This is a genomic window from Mammaliicoccus sp. P-M58 (assembly GCF_022386165.1).
Taxonomy (GTDB): domain Bacteria; phylum Bacillota; class Bacilli; order Staphylococcales; family Staphylococcaceae; genus Mammaliicoccus; species Mammaliicoccus sciuri.
The window spans coordinates 1-15,320 of sequence record NZ_JAJNJI010000013.1 but is presented as its reverse complement, the minus strand read 5'-3'; the positions used below and the strand labels follow the sequence as shown (position 1 = coordinate 15,320).

The window sequence follows — 15,320 nt, the reverse complement described above, 5'->3', positions numbered from 1 at the left end:
GTGAGGATTTGATACATGTACTTAATTTCAATAGTGAGATTATTGATTTTATCAGTCAAGATGATTCTGCGATTATTCGAGCAGAACACACTAGAAGTAAAGAAGACAAAAGTGAACTGTTAAATATCACCTTACTTTCAGAAAGAGCAGAACATTTTAAAGAACGAAATAGAGTTATTATCCAAGAGCCTAATGGTGCATATAAAGAATTTATAATTAATAGACTTGAAGAAGAAGGTCAATATCTAGAAATAGAATGTGATGCTTCATATGTAGAAGACATTGGTAAAGCAAAACCTATACCAGCTGGTAAGTTTACGAAAATGACTGTAAATGAGGCACTTTCAGAAACGTTAAAAGATTCAGGTTGGGAAGTTGGTCTTTGTGAATATGGTGGAATCAAGTCAATGTCATGGACTTCTGTACGAACACCCCATGAAATAATTAGTCAATTAACAACCACTTATAAATTAGAGCCAGACTATGTCATTGAGATTAAAGGTAATGAAGTCGTGAGAAGAAAAGTTAATATGATTCAACCGAAACCTTTATTTGAAGGAAAGGAAATCATATATGGTAAAGATTTAATCTCTATGAAAAGAACGGTTGATATGTCAGAAGTTAAAACAGCCTTATTTGCTTTTGGTCCTGAAAAAGACGATGGAACACGTATCAGTACAGTTGTGGTAGATGATGAAGCACAACAACAGTTTAATTTACCTAAACGTTATTTATGGGGTATATATGAGCCTGAATCAGATGACCAAGATATGACACTTGAGAGACTGATCACTTTGACTAAGACCGAGTTGAACAAGCGTAAGTCTTCAGCATTAAGCTATGAAATAGATGCATTTGATTTAGAGAAAGAGTACCCTCATGAAATTATTAGATTTGGAGATATTGTTAGGATTAAAAATCCAGATTACACGCCAAGTTTATATGCAGAAAGTGAAGTTGTTGGTTTCGTACACGAATTAATTTCAGACGACTTAACATGGCAGTTTGGAAATGTAATCGAATATAAAGAAGATGATTTATTAAAATATTTCAGAAGTAGAATGGAAGAAATCGAAAAGAAATTAAATAATAACATCAACAATTCTAATACGATCATCACAGATAGAATTGAAGAAGAAATTGAAAGATTACAAAGAACTATTCACAGAGGCGAAACAGCACCACCAAGCCCAGAAGAAGGCGACTTTTGGTACGATACTAGCAATTTTAAAGTTGCAGTATTACGAGAATTTAAAAATGGTCGTTGGGAAAATGCGTCAGCACACGACGTTGAACAAATTGGTGGTATGACGAAAGAAGCTATTATATACAACGAAATTAACGGCACATTTCTTTCTATATCTGTACAACATGCAAAAGTAATTAACGAAGTATACGAGGTTTTAAATAGTGAATATTTAGTTGACGAGGGTATAAGAGATTGGCTTAACAATGAACTAAATATACTTCTTGACATTTATTCAAGCATTACTTCATCACTAGATAGCATGACAGTAGAAACAGCAACGATAGGTAAATTAATGGATACACAAGCCATGATAGTTCAATATCGCGGTCAAGCGTATGCACTAAATACGGCGTTGCTTAATGCTAGACAAGCCATTGATGAACGCTTTAAATTACTTCAATCGCAATACACAGATGAAAAATACAACGAGGCAATGCAAAAGGTAGCTGAAAAGTTTGGGTTTGAATATAAAGAAGATGGTTTTCTTGTTGGAGATGGTTCTTTAATAAGCGGTGCAATTCAAGCATTACGTGAGGACACTGAAGAACAATTCAAGCAAGTGGTAAAAGGTGTTGATTATGAAACGGATAAGAAAGGTATTATCGAACGTTTAAATGGTGCTGATAGTGCAAGAGAACAATTAGATAAATTGATAAAAGACCGTGTAACTTTAAATGAATACAACAACATGAAGGTAGGTACAGAAAACCTATTATTAAATAGTTTGTATCAAGACAAAGCGACTAGCAGTTCATTAACTCATGCTTTTTTCAGATACTACTTAACGACACCTTTAAAAGTTGGTAAGACGTATACATTTACTTGTAACTTTAATACAACGGACACTAATCAAAGTGGAAGAACATCTGTCAGAGGATATACACCAGATAATGGCCTGATAGATGTCGATATTGTAGAAGGTAAAATCAAAGTAACGTTTGTTGCTAAAGTTGAGAGTTCTACATTCCTAGTTTATAAAGATATTGCAGGTACTTCGCCACATACATTGAATGTGAATGTTACTAATGCAATGTTAGTAGAAGGCGATAAAATTGGCGACTATCAACAAGCACCTAAAGAAACCGCAGAACGTCTTAAAACAATGGAAACAGGCATTGAACAAAATGGTATAGATATATCATTAAGAGCCAAAGAAACAGACTTGAACAAGACAAAACAAACGCTATCTAAAATTGCAGCCGAAATTTTAGTGAACACGACAACAGGCGTGACATTAAAGTATGACGAGAATGGAACAGTAAGTGATGTTACAGTTGGTCCTAGTGGCGTTAAACTGAATACGAATGTGTTTGAGATAAATGACGGGGACGTTATCGTTAAGAACGGTGTCACAACGATTAAAGACGCATACATTGACAAACTATTCTCAAAACAAGCGACAATCAATTACTTAAATAGTGTTGATATAACAGCGAAACGTATTGAGGCAAAAGACAATAAAGCATCTGTAAACATCGAAAATGGCACAATAACGATGACTAGAGCAGATGGTCATAAACTTGATATGGGTATTAATGGTATTGAAATGTTAAATCCCGATGGGTCTAAACGTTTTAGTATGGACAGATTATTAGTTACAAGTGCAGCATTAGGTACATCTAATTCAAATGTATATCTTGCGGCTCAACAAGGTTATGAGGTAAGAGCAGTTGATATTACGCAAATACCAAGTGACGGTGCATGGGATAGTTACAGATATGTACCTATCAGAGCGCATAGCTTTATAGGCGATAAATTGATGACTAACGCAGGAACTAACTTGTATTTAGGTTCAGACGCAGAAATACGAATGACCTCTCGTGGTGGTTATAATGGCACAGATACTATATATAGAAATGTAAGAGCATTAGGATATTTCGGTAACTTTTTAGATTCTAATTATGTTACAGCGGGGCAACATATCTATATTCGTCCGGACAGTGGTTCAGAGGTTAGATTCACTGTTAGAGGTACAACAGAAAATTATGTTGATATTCGAGGTGGTATAGGTTGGTTAGCTTCAATAGCGCATAGAGATACAAATGCAAGATTTTATATTGGTAGCGATAATGGCGTTAGAATTACAGGACGTTCTTTATATAATGGTGGGGATATTATTTGGCGCGACTTAGCGGCTAATGGACTATATGCCAACTTCTTAGATATCAACCCTAATACAAATGCCGTAAATCTTTATTTAAGGGCTGACGGAGAAGTGCGAATTACTAAAAGAAATACGACTGATAGTTATATACCTATCAGAGCAGCAAGTGCAACGTGGACATCTTCTGAACGTTATAAATATGATATTGAGAATTGGGATATAGATGTATTAGAACATTTGGTTGATCGAGTGCAGTTATATAGTTATAAGCTATATTCAGAAATCGAAGAAGACAGTCAAAGAGTTAGACACGGTGTTGTTTTAGAAAGAGAAACGCCAGACGAATGGAAAAATGGGGACGGTGTCGATTCTTATGAAATGACGGCATGGTGTCTTAAAGCTATACAAGAATTAACTAAAAAAGTCCGTACATTAGAAGCGGAATTGGAGGCAAAATAATGAATGAACAAAGCATACAAGCAAATCCACAAATTGTTATAAGCAATCTAGTACAGGAAAATTCAAGACTAACGCATGAGAATGCAGTGTTAAAAGCAATAATTCAAGAACAAAACGATCAATTACAAACTGATAATCAAGCGCCTGCTCAAAGCGAGTAAGGTGCTTTTTTATATATAAAAATTTAAAGGAGTGTTTTAAATGGAAATGAATATCAAACAGTATTTTTTAGTAGAGCGTGACGAAAAAGGACAAGAAACATGTCTAATCAAGAATTATGGGAACGGCTTTAATAAAGGCGGAACGCCTCAATCAGCTCATAAGTTTATGAATGAAGCAGACGCTAAAACAGCTTGTACAGTACAGAACACATTAGCAACAATTTTTGGTAATAACACATTCACTTATTACATTGAAGAAACAATTTCACGTACTAAAAAACAACAAGACGGACAGAATTACGTAGAAGGTACAGAAGAGACAGAGTAGATCATAAAGCACTTACTAATGTAGGTGCTTTTAGATTCTAATGAAAGTAGGTGCTTTAATGACGGGCAGAAAAGGATTGAACTTTTTTCATTTTTACGCAATTGCGTGGGATTTCGCTTTTGGAATTTGTTGTATTGTTCGAGGTAGTTATTGGATTCTTTTTGCTGAGAAAGCACAATACGAAAGTGAACTCTACACAGCTATGCATAAGGTGATGCCTTTAACGATTTGGGGCATTCCATTTGTACTTGCTGGAATATTAATTATTCTTGCAGGAATCAAACTACCATATCATCAAACAAGTATTAGTTTTTATAGATTGACTGCATGGGGATATGCAATAGCATGTCCTTTTTATTATATTTTCTCAACGGCTGGTTTTGACAGTGGCTTAAATTTAGTCACGCCAATTATGAATCTTTCCTTTTCTATATTTTGTGGAGCAACTGCACTATTAGCTTACAAAAACATTTCTGAAATGAAGCAAGAAAAGAGTAAGTAATGAATTATCTAACAACAGAGAAATATTATGAAGACGAACTACGCCGTGAGAAAGATAAAGGTAAATTACATGCAAGAATAAACGAAGTAGAAGATAAACACGATCAGAACTTTAATGCTTTGAATTTAACAATACGAACATTTATAGAAGGACAAAAACCAATAAATGAAAATATGAAAGGAATTCGTGATGATTTAAAAGAGGTCAATACCATATTAATAGATTACGTAAAGAAAACAGACAGTATTGAAACTGAATTAAAACGAGTCCAAGAAAGCCAACAAGCAGGTGTTGTAGATAGAAACAAGTTTCTCATAACAATAATTACAGCTGGACTTGGGGCAGGTGGATTTGTGCCAGTTTTAATACAAGTCTTATTTAAATAAGGAGGCAATAGCATGAAAATCAACTGGAAAGTACGAATCAAGCAAAAATCATTTTGGGTAGCCATTATATCGGCTATCCTTTTATTTGCTCAACAAGTAGCGGGTGCATTCGATTACGATATAACAGTGTATACAGACCAAATAACAAATATTGTGAATAGTGTATTGGGTGTGTTGGTGTTACTAGGTGTAGTGCAAGACCCAACAACGCGTGGTATCAAAGATAGTGAACAAGCACAACGATATACAAAACCTAGAAAGTCGGCTGAATGATCAGTCGGCTTTTTATTATGACTTGGTTATGACAGTGCAGTTATAGCCAAGAAAAAACTAAAGGAGAGATTTATAATGAAAGATATTTATTCAAATCACATTCAAGGAAGTAAGTTAACAGGTAAAAAAGCAAGTATTGCAGGTATTGTTATTCACAATGATTATGGTTCAATGACACCTAATCAGTATTTACCATGGTTATATACAAGAGAACAAAACGGAACGCATGTTAATGGGTGGGCTTCAGTTTATGTAAACAAAGATGAGACGCTTTGGTATCACCCAACAGATTATGTAGAATGGCATTGTGGTAATAACTGGGCTAACAGTAATCTGATCGGATTCGAAGTTTGTCAATCACACCCAGCAGCAGGTTTAACAGATGCCCAGTTCAAATTAAATGAAGAGGCAACATTTAAAGTAGCAGCAGCTGTCATGAAGTCTTATGGTTTGCCAGTCAATCGCACGACAGTTAATCTTCATAGACAGTATTTTGGCACATCTTGTCCTCATCGTTCTTGGGATATGCATGTAGGAAAAAACGCACCAGATACGTTAGCTAATCGTAATAAGTTAAAAGATTACTTTATTTCTCGTATTAAACATTATTACAACGGTGGCACAACAACTAAACCACCTAAAACAACTTGGAAATGGTCTGGTAAAGCGACAGCTAAGAAAGGTGTATCTCCAATCGCAGCTAAAAAGAAACCAGGTTTAAACGAACCGGCATTAGCACCACCAAATAACATCTTAGCTGGTCAATATATTAACTTCTTCTCGGTTACTAAAAAGGATAAATATTGGTGGGCAGAGTTTGAATATCCAACTAACCCTAAAGCTGGACGATTCTATTGTGCATTGGGGCCTATTACACACAAAGATGAGAAGTTAGAAAAAGAAACCAAATTATGGTTTGACTTGAAGATTACAAGTAAAAAGTAGTATTATATGTTTACCCTATTTAGTTTAACCGCTAGGTAGTTCATACACACAAACCCCACTTCTTATTTGTAGAGTGGGGTTATTTTTTTATTATTTAATTTGTTTTGCAAGATAATTAATCGGGTATTTGTATCTTGTATCTATTATTAATACAAGATTAATTGAAAGGAATAAGTTTTATGAAAGAAATTAACTATCAAGATTTAAGCGATGATTTATTGTATGTTTCTATATTGTTAAATGAAAAATTAAATGGAGACTTCAACAATGATGTAGAAATAGCGATATTAGAAGAATGTATTACTAAATTAAAAAGTACTACCATACAAAGTCCTGATTTTAAAACAGAAGTGTGATTAAGTATGTTAAGATAACTTTAGACATATTAAACACAATATTACGGCGAGCCTACTCATGTAATTGAGTAGGTTATTATTTTGAATTATGTAATATTAATGATATAATTTGTATAGTTTAAACCTATTATCTCCGTTTTAGTTTTAAACTCATATTTAGTAATACCTTTTTGCACCTCACTAATAAGTGGGGTGTTATTGTTTTTAAGACGAAATAATGATATAGTAGCTAGATGAAAGTGTTTAACCCTAAAACACTTACCCTCTACACAATGCCATGATGTAGGGGGTTTTTATTTGCTTTAATATCAATAGTGTAGTATTACTATAAATAAGCACTTTTTGAGTGCTAGTGTTTCTTAATATAACTTCCAATACTAGCCCTGTCACTTTATGTGATGGGGTTTTTATTATGTTACAATGATTATAGGTTTGTTTCTCTTCCAAATATAAACAAATCTAATTAAGTTATCCTATGCCCTGTCACTATAAGTGATGGGGTTGTTTTTTAAAATTTATTAATTAGTATCTACTAATAGTATTAGGTCTTAATATATGGTATAATATAAATGTGTATTAGCAACTAATGTCTTCCCCGATGTTAGTTGCGCTTTTTATAAATAAACTCTTTCTACTTTATTGTGTAAAATGTATAATATTGTTAAATACACACTGAAAGAGGTAAGGGGAATGAATTTAGATAGTATTTTTGATAAATTGAAGGAGATGGATGACGAAGTTATAACAAAATCTGTCTCGTTTGCACTGGTTAAAAAATCAGATAGTGACAATCAACAAAACTTGTTTTATGAATATAAGGTTGAAGCTGATGTTCAAAAGGATTTATATTCGTTGGTAAAGAATTACTTTAACGATAAAAGGATAAGAAACAGAGATAAAAGTAAATACGATGCTGTGATTCAGCGTAAAGATTATAAAGGTTTTTATTTAGTTGCAAAATCAGATTATAATCATGTCAAAAAATTTGTTAATGATTTGAAAAATTCTAATTCAATTGGTAGTTCTAAAAATGTAAATATTGAAAAATTTATAGCATATATAATTACAATTGAATATGAAACTGATAAGTACATATATTATATAGGAGAAATATCAGCATTAAGCTCCTTAAATAAAACTAAATTTATAGGAAATATTACAGATGATAAATTGAAGAAAATTAAACAGAACAATTTAGTTGGATTTAATGAAAAAATGGCTATGTTTATACATGATGAAGAAATGCTAATTAATCAAATTAGTATTTTTGAAAAATTATGTAATATGCATATAGAATTTGATGAACAGGCAACAAATTTACTGAATACTATATCTGAATATGATGTAATAACTAACTTTGAAAAATTTGATAAAAAAGTAAAAAAAGATAAAAGATTTTCCAGAAGATTGGCTAAATTAAACGAACATCCTGAAAGAGTTGTAGCTTTTTTTGAAAATATTGAAGGTGTAAATGAAGTTTTGAATTCTGAAGAATTTAATGAAAAATTTAAAGGGATTGTCTTGGAAAATGGTAAATTGGTATATAAAGAAGAATTAACTCAACAATTTATTAGTTTAATTAGTGACTCAGCTTATGAATCTATAGTAGGAAAGCAGAAAAGATTAGATGAAATGATTTAAAGGAGAATGTCATGGGAATATTATATAAAATAAGTTTGTTTATTTCTTCCTTTGCACCTTTATATGTAATGTTAATTATACAAGAAATTGATAGTGCCTTTAAATACAACAGTTTAAGCAAACTACCACTATCTATATACATATATTGGTTTATACTAATAACTTTGATTATAATTTCAGTGATTTCTATATACATTATTTTTAAAGATAAAGGAAATAAAACTATAGAAATTGATACAAACCTAGAAAAACAGGGAGATAATATTATTAGTTACATTATGACATACCTAGTTCCTTTGCTTTCTATTGATCCAAATGATTATGTTAACCTATTACAAAATGCGTTTCTTTTTACGATAATAGGAACAATTTATATACAGCAAAATCTGTTGTTTTTAAATCCTATATTTTCATTATTAAATTATAAATTTTACAAAGATTCAAACAATGAAATTTTGTTGAGTAAATACAGTATAGAAGAATTGAAGTCATTAAAATGTGAGGGCAAAAAAGTTTTCGCTCGTAAGATTGATGAAAAATTTTGGATTATAAAAAATGTGAGAAAATAATTATTTTATGTCTTTAATAGAAAATTATAACTAAACCCACCTTAATTGGTGGGCTTTTTTATTTATCTTTGCTATTTATTTCTAGAATATTTAATCCTTCCGATTCCTTTGGTTCCTCGAAGAATGAAGTGAGATAATTGAAAGTAGATTCAGTATCAAAATTATTCCTTTCTGGTTCCTCTAGTTGTCTTATTTTTAGGTGTTCTAAACATTTTTTGTTATCAACATTTATATATATAAGTTTATGATAAGCATTTATTTCATTAGCTATATTTAATAACCATCTTCTTTGATTTTTGGTGTTTCCTGGAAAGTCCATAACTACATCTGTCCCAACACACAATATATTCTGTACATGTTTTTTTATCAAAGGTTTTATTTGTTTTGACAAATTTTGATAATCTTCTATTGTCTTAATTTTATTTGGATACAGACTTTCAAGCCATTCGTCTTCTGATAATAAAACTGCATTTTTTTCGTTCGTTAATTGTTTTGACATTGTTGTTTTTCCAGCACCCATTTTACCTGTGAAAAAATATAAAGTTCCTAAATTGTTCATATTGAATCTACTCCTAAATGTTTTTGGATTATAATAGTTTATACTTTAATATAATATACACTTTATCATAAATGTACTGTAAATATGGTGTTTTCTATTCTATCTCAATAATACAATCCAGATTTTAAAAGTTAAACCCACCTTAATTGGTGGGTTATTTATATGGGTGATTTTTAATATATTCTTGAGCCTTTCCTTGGTTACCACTTGCAGCAGTTATTGCTTCATATTGTTCAACAATCTTGTAATCAAAGTCTTTACCCAGACCATTTGCAATGTTTGTACGTGCAGTTTGTATAGTGCCATCATATTCTTTTTGTTCTCTACTTCCCTCAGGTAATGCATCTCTATTTAGTGTCATAAGTCTGAATGCATAATTTTTATCAGATAAGTGAGGTAAGTATTCGGGATTTTCTTCTGACACTTCGTTGTTATCCTCTGCTATCTGTTCACTATTCATACTAGTATCGTTTTCAACAGTTTGATGTTGTTCATTAACACTGGTTGATACATCATCCTTTTTTGCTATTGTGTTCTCATACACCATAAACGCAGCAAAAGATAATCCTATCATCAAAATAGCTATAACTAATAAAGACATTATAACTTTTAAAATGTTCATTCTACCATTCCCTTCATTTTTTCGAACTTCCATTATTACAATATTACTCTATCTCCACAATGCAATCCATACTCAATTGCACTTTCTCACCATTCTCCAACACTTCTAACTTATTTCTTTCACTATCAAACTTATTAATCTCACACTCAATCGTTTTATAATATCCATCTTCCCAATACTTAATTGTTGCTGGTGGATCATAAAATAATTTTTGCGCTAAGACATCGTTCAAATCACGCAACGCTAATTCATCAAACACAGGCTTATCAACTTTGTTTTGGTCTTCGATAAAACCGTTAATCGTTTCATATTGTTGTGGCATTGTTGCAAATGGCGCCCACTTAATCATCTTGCGACCTTCTGGGATATTACTATTCAAATACTTTTTAGGTATTTTTCTATAGTCCGTTTCATACTTATATGGTTCAGGCATACCCGGGTTAATGATTTTCAATTTAAACACCTCACGTATAATTAGTAGTTTCATTATACGAACAAATGTTCTGTTTTGTAAAGAGTTTAAAAATTTATATCAAAATTAATCTACGCCAACGACACGCCAACAAACTATTGAGAACACTGATGTTATAGGCTTTAAGGAATCCCTCCCAGGACGTAAATTACCAATATCCCGTTGTATCTCGTTACTTGTAACGTAGATATGACGGGATTTTTTTGTATATGTAAATGGCTTGCTCATCATCATATTGGTATGTTTCCTCTAATAAATGTGAGTTTATGGATAGGATAACATTAATATTATTGTGTCCTAGTCGTTTAGAAATATAATGTATTGAACACCCTTTAAAAAAACTGAACAAAAACTGTGACGTAGTGAGTGTGCCGTTATCTCTTTGATGTTTAATTGCTTACACGCTCGCTTTAATGCTTTATTAACTGCGTTATTAGTTATCAATGTACCATGTTCAGAAAATACATATCCATTAATATCATGTGGACGACTATTAATAAAATTTTTAACACGACTTAAAGTTTTATGATCCATACTAATTAGTCTGTCTGATGTTTGTGTATTAGTACCAGGGATATGAACTTGATTATTTGGCAAATTAAAATCGTCACGTTTCATTTTCTGTATTTCAGTAAATCTTGCACCAGTAACCATTATGATAAGTAATAGTAAGGACGACATACTTTCTTTTGTTTCTAAATAGTATTTTTACTTTTAAACTCATTATGACTAATGTATTTATCCTTTTCATCTTTAGACGCCACAGAGCCTTTTGTATTGGCTTTATATGTGGCGTTCTTGTGTATTAGTCCGTTCATGTATAGCATCGTCTAAACAATTGCGAATATAACTATTTAACTTTCGTGTACTGTTTGTCGAATGATTACCAGCATATTCATTTATAAATTTCTGATAGTCCATTCTATTAAGTTCTGTAAGTAACGTGTGGTTAAAATATTCTTTAATTAATCTGTGTGCTATAACATAACGATCATAAGTTTTCTTTGTGACTTTATCCTTCTTATTTGTTTCATACTAGGACTTGAAGTAGTCTCCAAATTCAAACTTATTATTTAATACGATACCTTTTCTAAAATAAGATTCTAACTCAACAGCTTCAGCACGTGCTTCTTGTTTAGTACGGAAGCCACCTTTAAAGTGATTAAGTAATAAATGTACTATGTATTAAAAAGAATTAGTGATATAAATTTTAAAAAACTAAATTTAGTGCTTTAAAATTACTTGCAATGGTTTATTATTATAAGTAATAATAAATATTTTGTTAGATAATTAACCAAAGATGAAAAAATTTATACGAAGTATACCGAAGAAAATCAATGAAGTTAACATGAATAAGGAAATACTTAATATAATTAAAATAAAACAAAAGGGAAATGTTAAATGGATAAATTTGATGAAATGTATGATAAGACTGATTATAGCCACATGTCAGTTCTCTATAAAACAACTGCTTTAGTAACAATAAACGAAGATTGCAAAGGGGACTGTGGTTTATTTATTAACGATATGTTTATTGTGATATTGAATAAAAAATGTGATGAAAGTTACTTTCTTGTTAGTTTGCACAATATTACTCAAAAAAATGGTTTTCTATCTAAAAAAGCGATACTTGAATTCCCTATAGAAGAAGATAAAGTGACTATCGATTTCAGTTTTGCAAAAGATAGAGATAACTTTATTGATAGCTTAAACGGGATGATTGAATCAATAAGACAAAAGCATGAAGAAGAAATAGAAAAAGAGAGACAAGAAGAATATAAAAAGAGAGACAAGAAGAATATAAAAAGAAACGCACTGATATGCCTTACGAAGAATTGAAAAAACTTAAAGAATTATATGATCTAGAAATTTTAACTGAAGAAGAATATAAATTTAAAAGAAATGAAATGTTAAAAGACTATTTGTAAAGGAGTAATGTGGAATGAAAAAGATAATAGGTGTAGTGGTAGTACTGGTGTTATTTTTAGTAGGATGTAGTCAAAACGAAAGTGAAATGAATGATTATGATTACAAAAAAGTAGAAGAAGATAATAAAGTATATGCGAAGAAAATAAAGGAATTTGCTAAAGTTATCGTGGATATTGCAGATGAACACGACGAATATATGGACAACGACGAAACAAATGATAAAGAAACTTCAAAATTACTCAAAAAACTTGAAAACAAATTAGAAAAGAATAGAAAGACATTCACTAAAGATACAGAAAAATTAATGGCTGACGGTAGTCTATTAGGAGATCATCTAATTAATATCAGTGGGATGTATGAAACGTATTATAACGAAACGTCAAGATTATACGAATTGAATGATGATAAAGAAGAGTATACACCACCAATGATATTCGCACTTTATACATTAGGTAACAATTTTGATTTAGCACTTTATGAAACTCAATACGCCTATGATGATATAGGAAAAGAAGAACGTGATAATATACTTGGAGAAAAACTATCAAATGATTTAGATGAAACGTTAGTTGTTACAGAAAAGGAACTAGAAGATAGTTATACCGATTTTGCTGAGCTCACAAAATACAACGATAAAATAACAATACCAGAAGACGAGTATAAAAATTTTGATACTGATAACGCTTCTTGGAAAATCTTTAAATTATCTGGTATACAAGATGAAGAAAAAGATGTAACAAAAACTGAGTACAACGAAAATGTTCAAAGTTATAATGATAGAGTTCACCCAATTATGCAAACACACGAAATAGATGAGCCAACTACTATAACTATTAACAATCATTTGATAACTAAAATGAACGCTATTGTAGACATTGAATATGAAGATGAAGAGTAACCTCAAGTTGTGTAAGTTTATCCTTTCGTGTAATAGGGTATATTTCAGACTGATATAATCTTATAGAAAACATGAGGAGATAACAGTGAAAAATAAAATTAAAAGCACATTCGATAAATTAGTTAAAAACGGTCAACTTGAAAAAGGGTTACACAAAGCAAACGATATGTATAAAAAGAAAAGTGGTAAAGACTATTCGAAGTATATAGACAAAGGTATGGATAAATTAAAGAAATAATACAAAATTTTGTGATGTAAATTTGTATATGGTACATTAGTTCTACTTAACATTTATATAGAATTTTAAACCCTATCTAGCGAAAAAACTAGGTAGGGTTGTTTTTATATGTGTCTCAATAGTATACAGTGATATAAAAATTGTGTTATGTTAACTTTAAAATAATTTTGGAGGGTTGTATATGAAACAATTAAGTTTTAAGCAAGTTGATGTATTCCCGAATGAACCATTTAAGGGAAATCCAGTTGCGGTGATTTTTGATGCTTATGACTTAACGGTTGAACAAATGAAAGATATAGCTAGTTGGACTAATTTATCTGAGAATTGCCTTTTGCCGGTCATCCAACCATTGGGTCTTCTTATGCAATATTACAAAATGGTTTAATACCTAAAAACAAAGGTTATCTTGTACAAGAATGTGGAGTTGGTTTAGTAAAGATAGGTTACACGGAAGAGAAAACTTACTTTAGCTTACCTGAACCAAAAATTAGTGATATAGAACTAAAGCAATTAGAGGGAATAATTGAAAGCTTAGGTATAAATGGTGAAGATGTAATTCACTCTAAAAAAGTTAACATTGGAGCTGAATGGCTAACTTTACATATAAAAAATTCTAGTATTGTTAAAAGAATTGAACCTAATTTTGAACAAATGAAAGATTATATATACGAAGGAACGACTGGTGTAACAATTTTTGGTGAAAACGAAGATGTCAAAGATACCACTCATGAAGTTCGATCATTTGCACCTAACGAAGGCGTAAATGAAGATCCTGTATGTGGAAGTGATAATGGGTGTGTTGCAGCACTGAATGAACTATATGGTTTGGTAGAAAATAAAGAGTATTCCAATTCACAAGGAGAATGTATAAACCGAAATGGCAGAGTTTATATTAAGCGAGAAGATGGTTTGAAACTTGGTGGAATTTCAAAAATCGTAATTGATGGAAAAATTAGAATAGAGAATTAAAAATTAATGAATAGGATTATATTTGCTTATTTTATAATAGTGTAGTATTACTATATACAAGCACTTTTTAGTGCTATTGCTTCTTAATATAACTTCCAATGCTTGCCCTGTCACTTTGTGTGATGGGGTTTTTAGTTATACGAAGTTATGTTTTTGTAATATACATCTGAAGACTGATAAAATAATTTTTGTAATGTTTTACAATAAATGTATATTAAATTGGAGGAACATTATGAAAAAGATATTAATAATCACTGGGACTATTTTACTAATAGTAATTACTTATTTAGTATGTTCAGTTTATTATTTAAATAGAAATGTTGAGTATTATGGAGTCATAAGTGATAATAATAGAGTTAATAAGTTAGTTAGTGAGGAAAAAGATGTTGTCTATAATTATCATTTACCAGATGACGAGGAAAAGTTAAAGAAAGGTGATTGGATAAAGATTACATTTACTGAAAATAGAGGTACGATCGTAAAACAAGAAGTTATTAATAAAAGTGATGTACCAAGTAATATTATAAATAAATATAAATCTCTAAAATAAGTTAAACCCACCTTAATTGGGTACTGCACCCCTAAAGTTAGAGTAAAAAAACTAACTTTAGGGGTGTTTTAATATGACAAAATATAGTGATGAATTTAAGTTGAAAGTTG

18 protein-coding genes and 1 pseudogene are annotated in these 15,320 nt (G+C 31.0%); 15 read left to right on the top strand and 4 right to left on the bottom strand.

What is annotated here, in order from left to right; translation table 11 throughout:
* The first annotated feature begins 8 nt into the window (after nucleotides 1–8).
* The 10 genes from LQ694_RS12985 (at nucleotide 9) to LQ694_RS12940 (ending at nucleotide 8,973) form a co-directional block, all read left to right on the top strand.
* Nucleotides 9–3,812 (top strand): phage tail spike protein, encoded by a 3,804-nt coding sequence (locus LQ694_RS12985; protein ID WP_070373049.1) that lies wholly within the window; start codon nucleotides 9–11, stop codon nucleotides 3,810–3,812.
* Entirely contained in the window at nucleotides 3,812–3,973 is a 162-nt protein-coding gene (locus LQ694_RS12980) for a hypothetical protein (RefSeq protein WP_048542389.1), read from the top strand. The genes LQ694_RS12985 and LQ694_RS12980 overlap by 1 nt, the downstream gene beginning before the upstream one ends.
* Before the next feature lie 40 nt (nucleotides 3,974–4,013).
* The gene (locus LQ694_RS12975; RefSeq protein ID WP_048542390.1) at nucleotides 4,014–4,301 is read left to right on the top strand and encodes a hypothetical protein; all 288 of its coding nucleotides are present in this window, start codon (nucleotides 4,014–4,016) and stop codon (nucleotides 4,299–4,301) included.
* 40 nt (nucleotides 4,302–4,341) lie between these two features.
* Nucleotides 4,342–4,803, top strand: coding sequence for a hypothetical protein (locus tag LQ694_RS12970; protein ID WP_229412508.1), 462 nt, complete (start codon nucleotides 4,342–4,344; stop codon nucleotides 4,801–4,803).
* Complete coding sequence (locus LQ694_RS12965; protein ID WP_048542392.1) at nucleotides 4,803–5,189, top strand: hypothetical protein; 387 nt, start codon at nucleotides 4,803–4,805, stop codon at nucleotides 5,187–5,189. Before LQ694_RS12970 ends, LQ694_RS12965 begins: the two co-directional genes overlap by 1 nt.
* A gap of 12 nt (nucleotides 5,190–5,201) precedes the next feature.
* Nucleotides 5,202–5,462, top strand: coding sequence for a phage holin (locus tag LQ694_RS12960; protein WP_048542394.1), 261 nt, complete (start codon nucleotides 5,202–5,204; stop codon nucleotides 5,460–5,462).
* Between the two features lie 75 nt (nucleotides 5,463–5,537).
* Nucleotides 5,538–6,407, top strand: a complete 870-nt coding sequence (locus LQ694_RS12955) for a peptidoglycan recognition protein family protein (protein WP_053076881.1) — start codon at nucleotides 5,538–5,540, stop codon at nucleotides 6,405–6,407.
* Nucleotides 6,408–6,586: 179 nt separating this feature from the next.
* A complete protein-coding gene (locus LQ694_RS12950; RefSeq protein WP_155403652.1) occupies nucleotides 6,587–6,763 on the top strand; it encodes a hypothetical protein in 177 nt (58 codons plus the stop codon).
* Between the two features lie 690 nt (nucleotides 6,764–7,453).
* Nucleotides 7,454–8,404 carry a Kiwa anti-phage protein KwaB-like domain-containing protein gene (locus tag LQ694_RS12945; RefSeq protein ID WP_231493028.1) on the top strand — a complete coding sequence of 317 codons (951 nt, stop codon included), beginning with the start codon at nucleotides 7,454–7,456 and terminating at the stop codon, nucleotides 8,402–8,404.
* Nucleotides 8,405–8,415: 11 nt separating this feature from the next.
* Nucleotides 8,416–8,973 carry a hypothetical protein gene (locus LQ694_RS12940; RefSeq protein WP_048542398.1) on the top strand — a complete coding sequence of 186 codons (558 nt, stop codon included), beginning with the start codon at nucleotides 8,416–8,418 and terminating at the stop codon, nucleotides 8,971–8,973.
* A gap of 58 nt (nucleotides 8,974–9,031) precedes the next feature.
* Here LQ694_RS12940 and LQ694_RS12935 read toward each other — a convergent pair whose 3' ends face one another.
* From LQ694_RS12935 to LQ694_RS15655, 4 genes are all read right to left on the bottom strand, one after another.
* Entirely contained in the window at nucleotides 9,032–9,532 is a 501-nt protein-coding gene (locus tag LQ694_RS12935) for a P-loop nucleotide/nucleoside kinase family protein (protein ID WP_048542400.1), read from the bottom strand.
* Between the two features lie 154 nt (nucleotides 9,533–9,686).
* A complete protein-coding gene (locus tag LQ694_RS12930) occupies nucleotides 9,687–10,187 on the bottom strand; it encodes a hypothetical protein (protein ID WP_048542402.1) in 501 nt (166 codons plus the stop codon).
* A gap of 10 nt (nucleotides 10,188–10,197) precedes the next feature.
* On the bottom strand, nucleotides 10,198–10,617 hold the full coding sequence (locus LQ694_RS12925) for a YolD-like family protein (RefSeq protein WP_239772099.1): 420 nt from the start codon (nucleotides 10,615–10,617) through the stop codon (nucleotides 10,198–10,200).
* A gap of 306 nt (nucleotides 10,618–10,923) precedes the next feature.
* Entirely contained in the window at nucleotides 10,924–11,280 is a 357-nt protein-coding gene (locus tag LQ694_RS15655) for a tyrosine-type recombinase/integrase (protein ID WP_196968178.1), read from the bottom strand.
* Nucleotides 11,281–12,027: 747 nt separating this feature from the next.
* On the opposite strand from LQ694_RS15655, the gene LQ694_RS12920 reads away from it, so the two are divergent.
* From LQ694_RS12920 to LQ694_RS12900, 5 genes and pseudogenes are all read left to right on the top strand, one after another.
* Nucleotides 12,028–12,465, top strand: a complete 438-nt coding sequence (locus LQ694_RS12920) for a hypothetical protein (protein WP_231493029.1) — start codon at nucleotides 12,028–12,030, stop codon at nucleotides 12,463–12,465.
* 103 nt (nucleotides 12,466–12,568) lie between these two features.
* Nucleotides 12,569–13,453: a hypothetical protein gene (locus tag LQ694_RS12915; protein ID WP_196968180.1), complete on the top strand. Its 885-nt coding sequence runs from the start codon at nucleotides 12,569–12,571 to the stop codon at nucleotides 13,451–13,453.
* A gap of 85 nt (nucleotides 13,454–13,538) precedes the next feature.
* Nucleotides 13,539–13,691 (top strand): Rv0909 family putative TA system antitoxin, encoded by a 153-nt coding sequence (locus LQ694_RS12910; protein ID WP_158256831.1) that lies wholly within the window; start codon nucleotides 13,539–13,541, stop codon nucleotides 13,689–13,691.
* 181 nt (nucleotides 13,692–13,872) lie between these two features.
* Nucleotides 13,873–14,660 (top strand): annotated as a pseudogene (locus tag LQ694_RS12905) (PhzF family phenazine biosynthesis protein).
* Nucleotides 14,661–14,892: 232 nt separating this feature from the next.
* Nucleotides 14,893–15,210 (top strand): DUF4889 domain-containing protein, encoded by a 318-nt coding sequence (locus LQ694_RS12900; protein WP_096791300.1) that lies wholly within the window; start codon nucleotides 14,893–14,895, stop codon nucleotides 15,208–15,210.
* Nucleotides 15,211–15,320 lie beyond the last annotated feature (110 nt).

What these genes read in the sequence shown, in the direction of transcription:
- LQ694_RS12980 (WP_048542389.1), top strand. Translation starts at nt 3,812, where the DNA reads ATGAATGAACAAAGCATACAAGCAAATCCACAAATTGTTATAAGCAAT.
- LQ694_RS12975 (WP_048542390.1), top strand. Translation starts at nt 4,014, where the DNA reads ATGGAAATGAATATCAAACAGTATTTTTTAGTAGAGCGTGACGAAAAA.
- LQ694_RS12970 (WP_229412508.1), top strand. Translation starts at nt 4,342, where the DNA reads ATGAAAGTAGGTGCTTTAATGACGGGCAGAAAAGGATTGAACTTTTTT.
- LQ694_RS12965 (WP_048542392.1), top strand. Translation starts at nt 4,803, where the DNA reads ATGAATTATCTAACAACAGAGAAATATTATGAAGACGAACTACGCCGT.
- LQ694_RS12960 (WP_048542394.1), top strand. Translation starts at nt 5,202, where the DNA reads ATGAAAATCAACTGGAAAGTACGAATCAAGCAAAAATCATTTTGGGTA.
- LQ694_RS12955 (WP_053076881.1), top strand. Translation starts at nt 5,538, where the DNA reads ATGAAAGATATTTATTCAAATCACATTCAAGGAAGTAAGTTAACAGGT.
- LQ694_RS12950 (WP_155403652.1), top strand. Translation starts at nt 6,587, where the DNA reads ATGAAAGAAATTAACTATCAAGATTTAAGCGATGATTTATTGTATGTT.
- LQ694_RS12945 (WP_231493028.1), top strand. Translation starts at nt 7,454, where the DNA reads ATGAATTTAGATAGTATTTTTGATAAATTGAAGGAGATGGATGACGAA.
- LQ694_RS12940 (WP_048542398.1), top strand. Translation starts at nt 8,416, where the DNA reads ATGGGAATATTATATAAAATAAGTTTGTTTATTTCTTCCTTTGCACCT.
- LQ694_RS12935 (WP_048542400.1), bottom strand. Translation starts at nt 9,532, where the DNA reads ATGAACAATTTAGGAACTTTATATTTTTTCACAGGTAAAATGGGTGCT.
- LQ694_RS12930 (WP_048542402.1), bottom strand. Translation starts at nt 10,187, where the DNA reads ATGGAAGTTCGAAAAAATGAAGGGAATGGTAGAATGAACATTTTAAAA.
- LQ694_RS15655 (WP_196968178.1), bottom strand. Translation starts at nt 11,280, where the DNA reads ATGGTTACTGGTGCAAGATTTACTGAAATACAGAAAATGAAACGTGAC.
- LQ694_RS12920 (WP_231493029.1), top strand. Translation starts at nt 12,028, where the DNA reads ATGGATAAATTTGATGAAATGTATGATAAGACTGATTATAGCCACATG.
- LQ694_RS12915 (WP_196968180.1), top strand. Translation starts at nt 12,569, where the DNA reads ATGAAAAAGATAATAGGTGTAGTGGTAGTACTGGTGTTATTTTTAGTA.
- LQ694_RS12900 (WP_096791300.1), top strand. Translation starts at nt 14,893, where the DNA reads ATGAAAAAGATATTAATAATCACTGGGACTATTTTACTAATAGTAATT.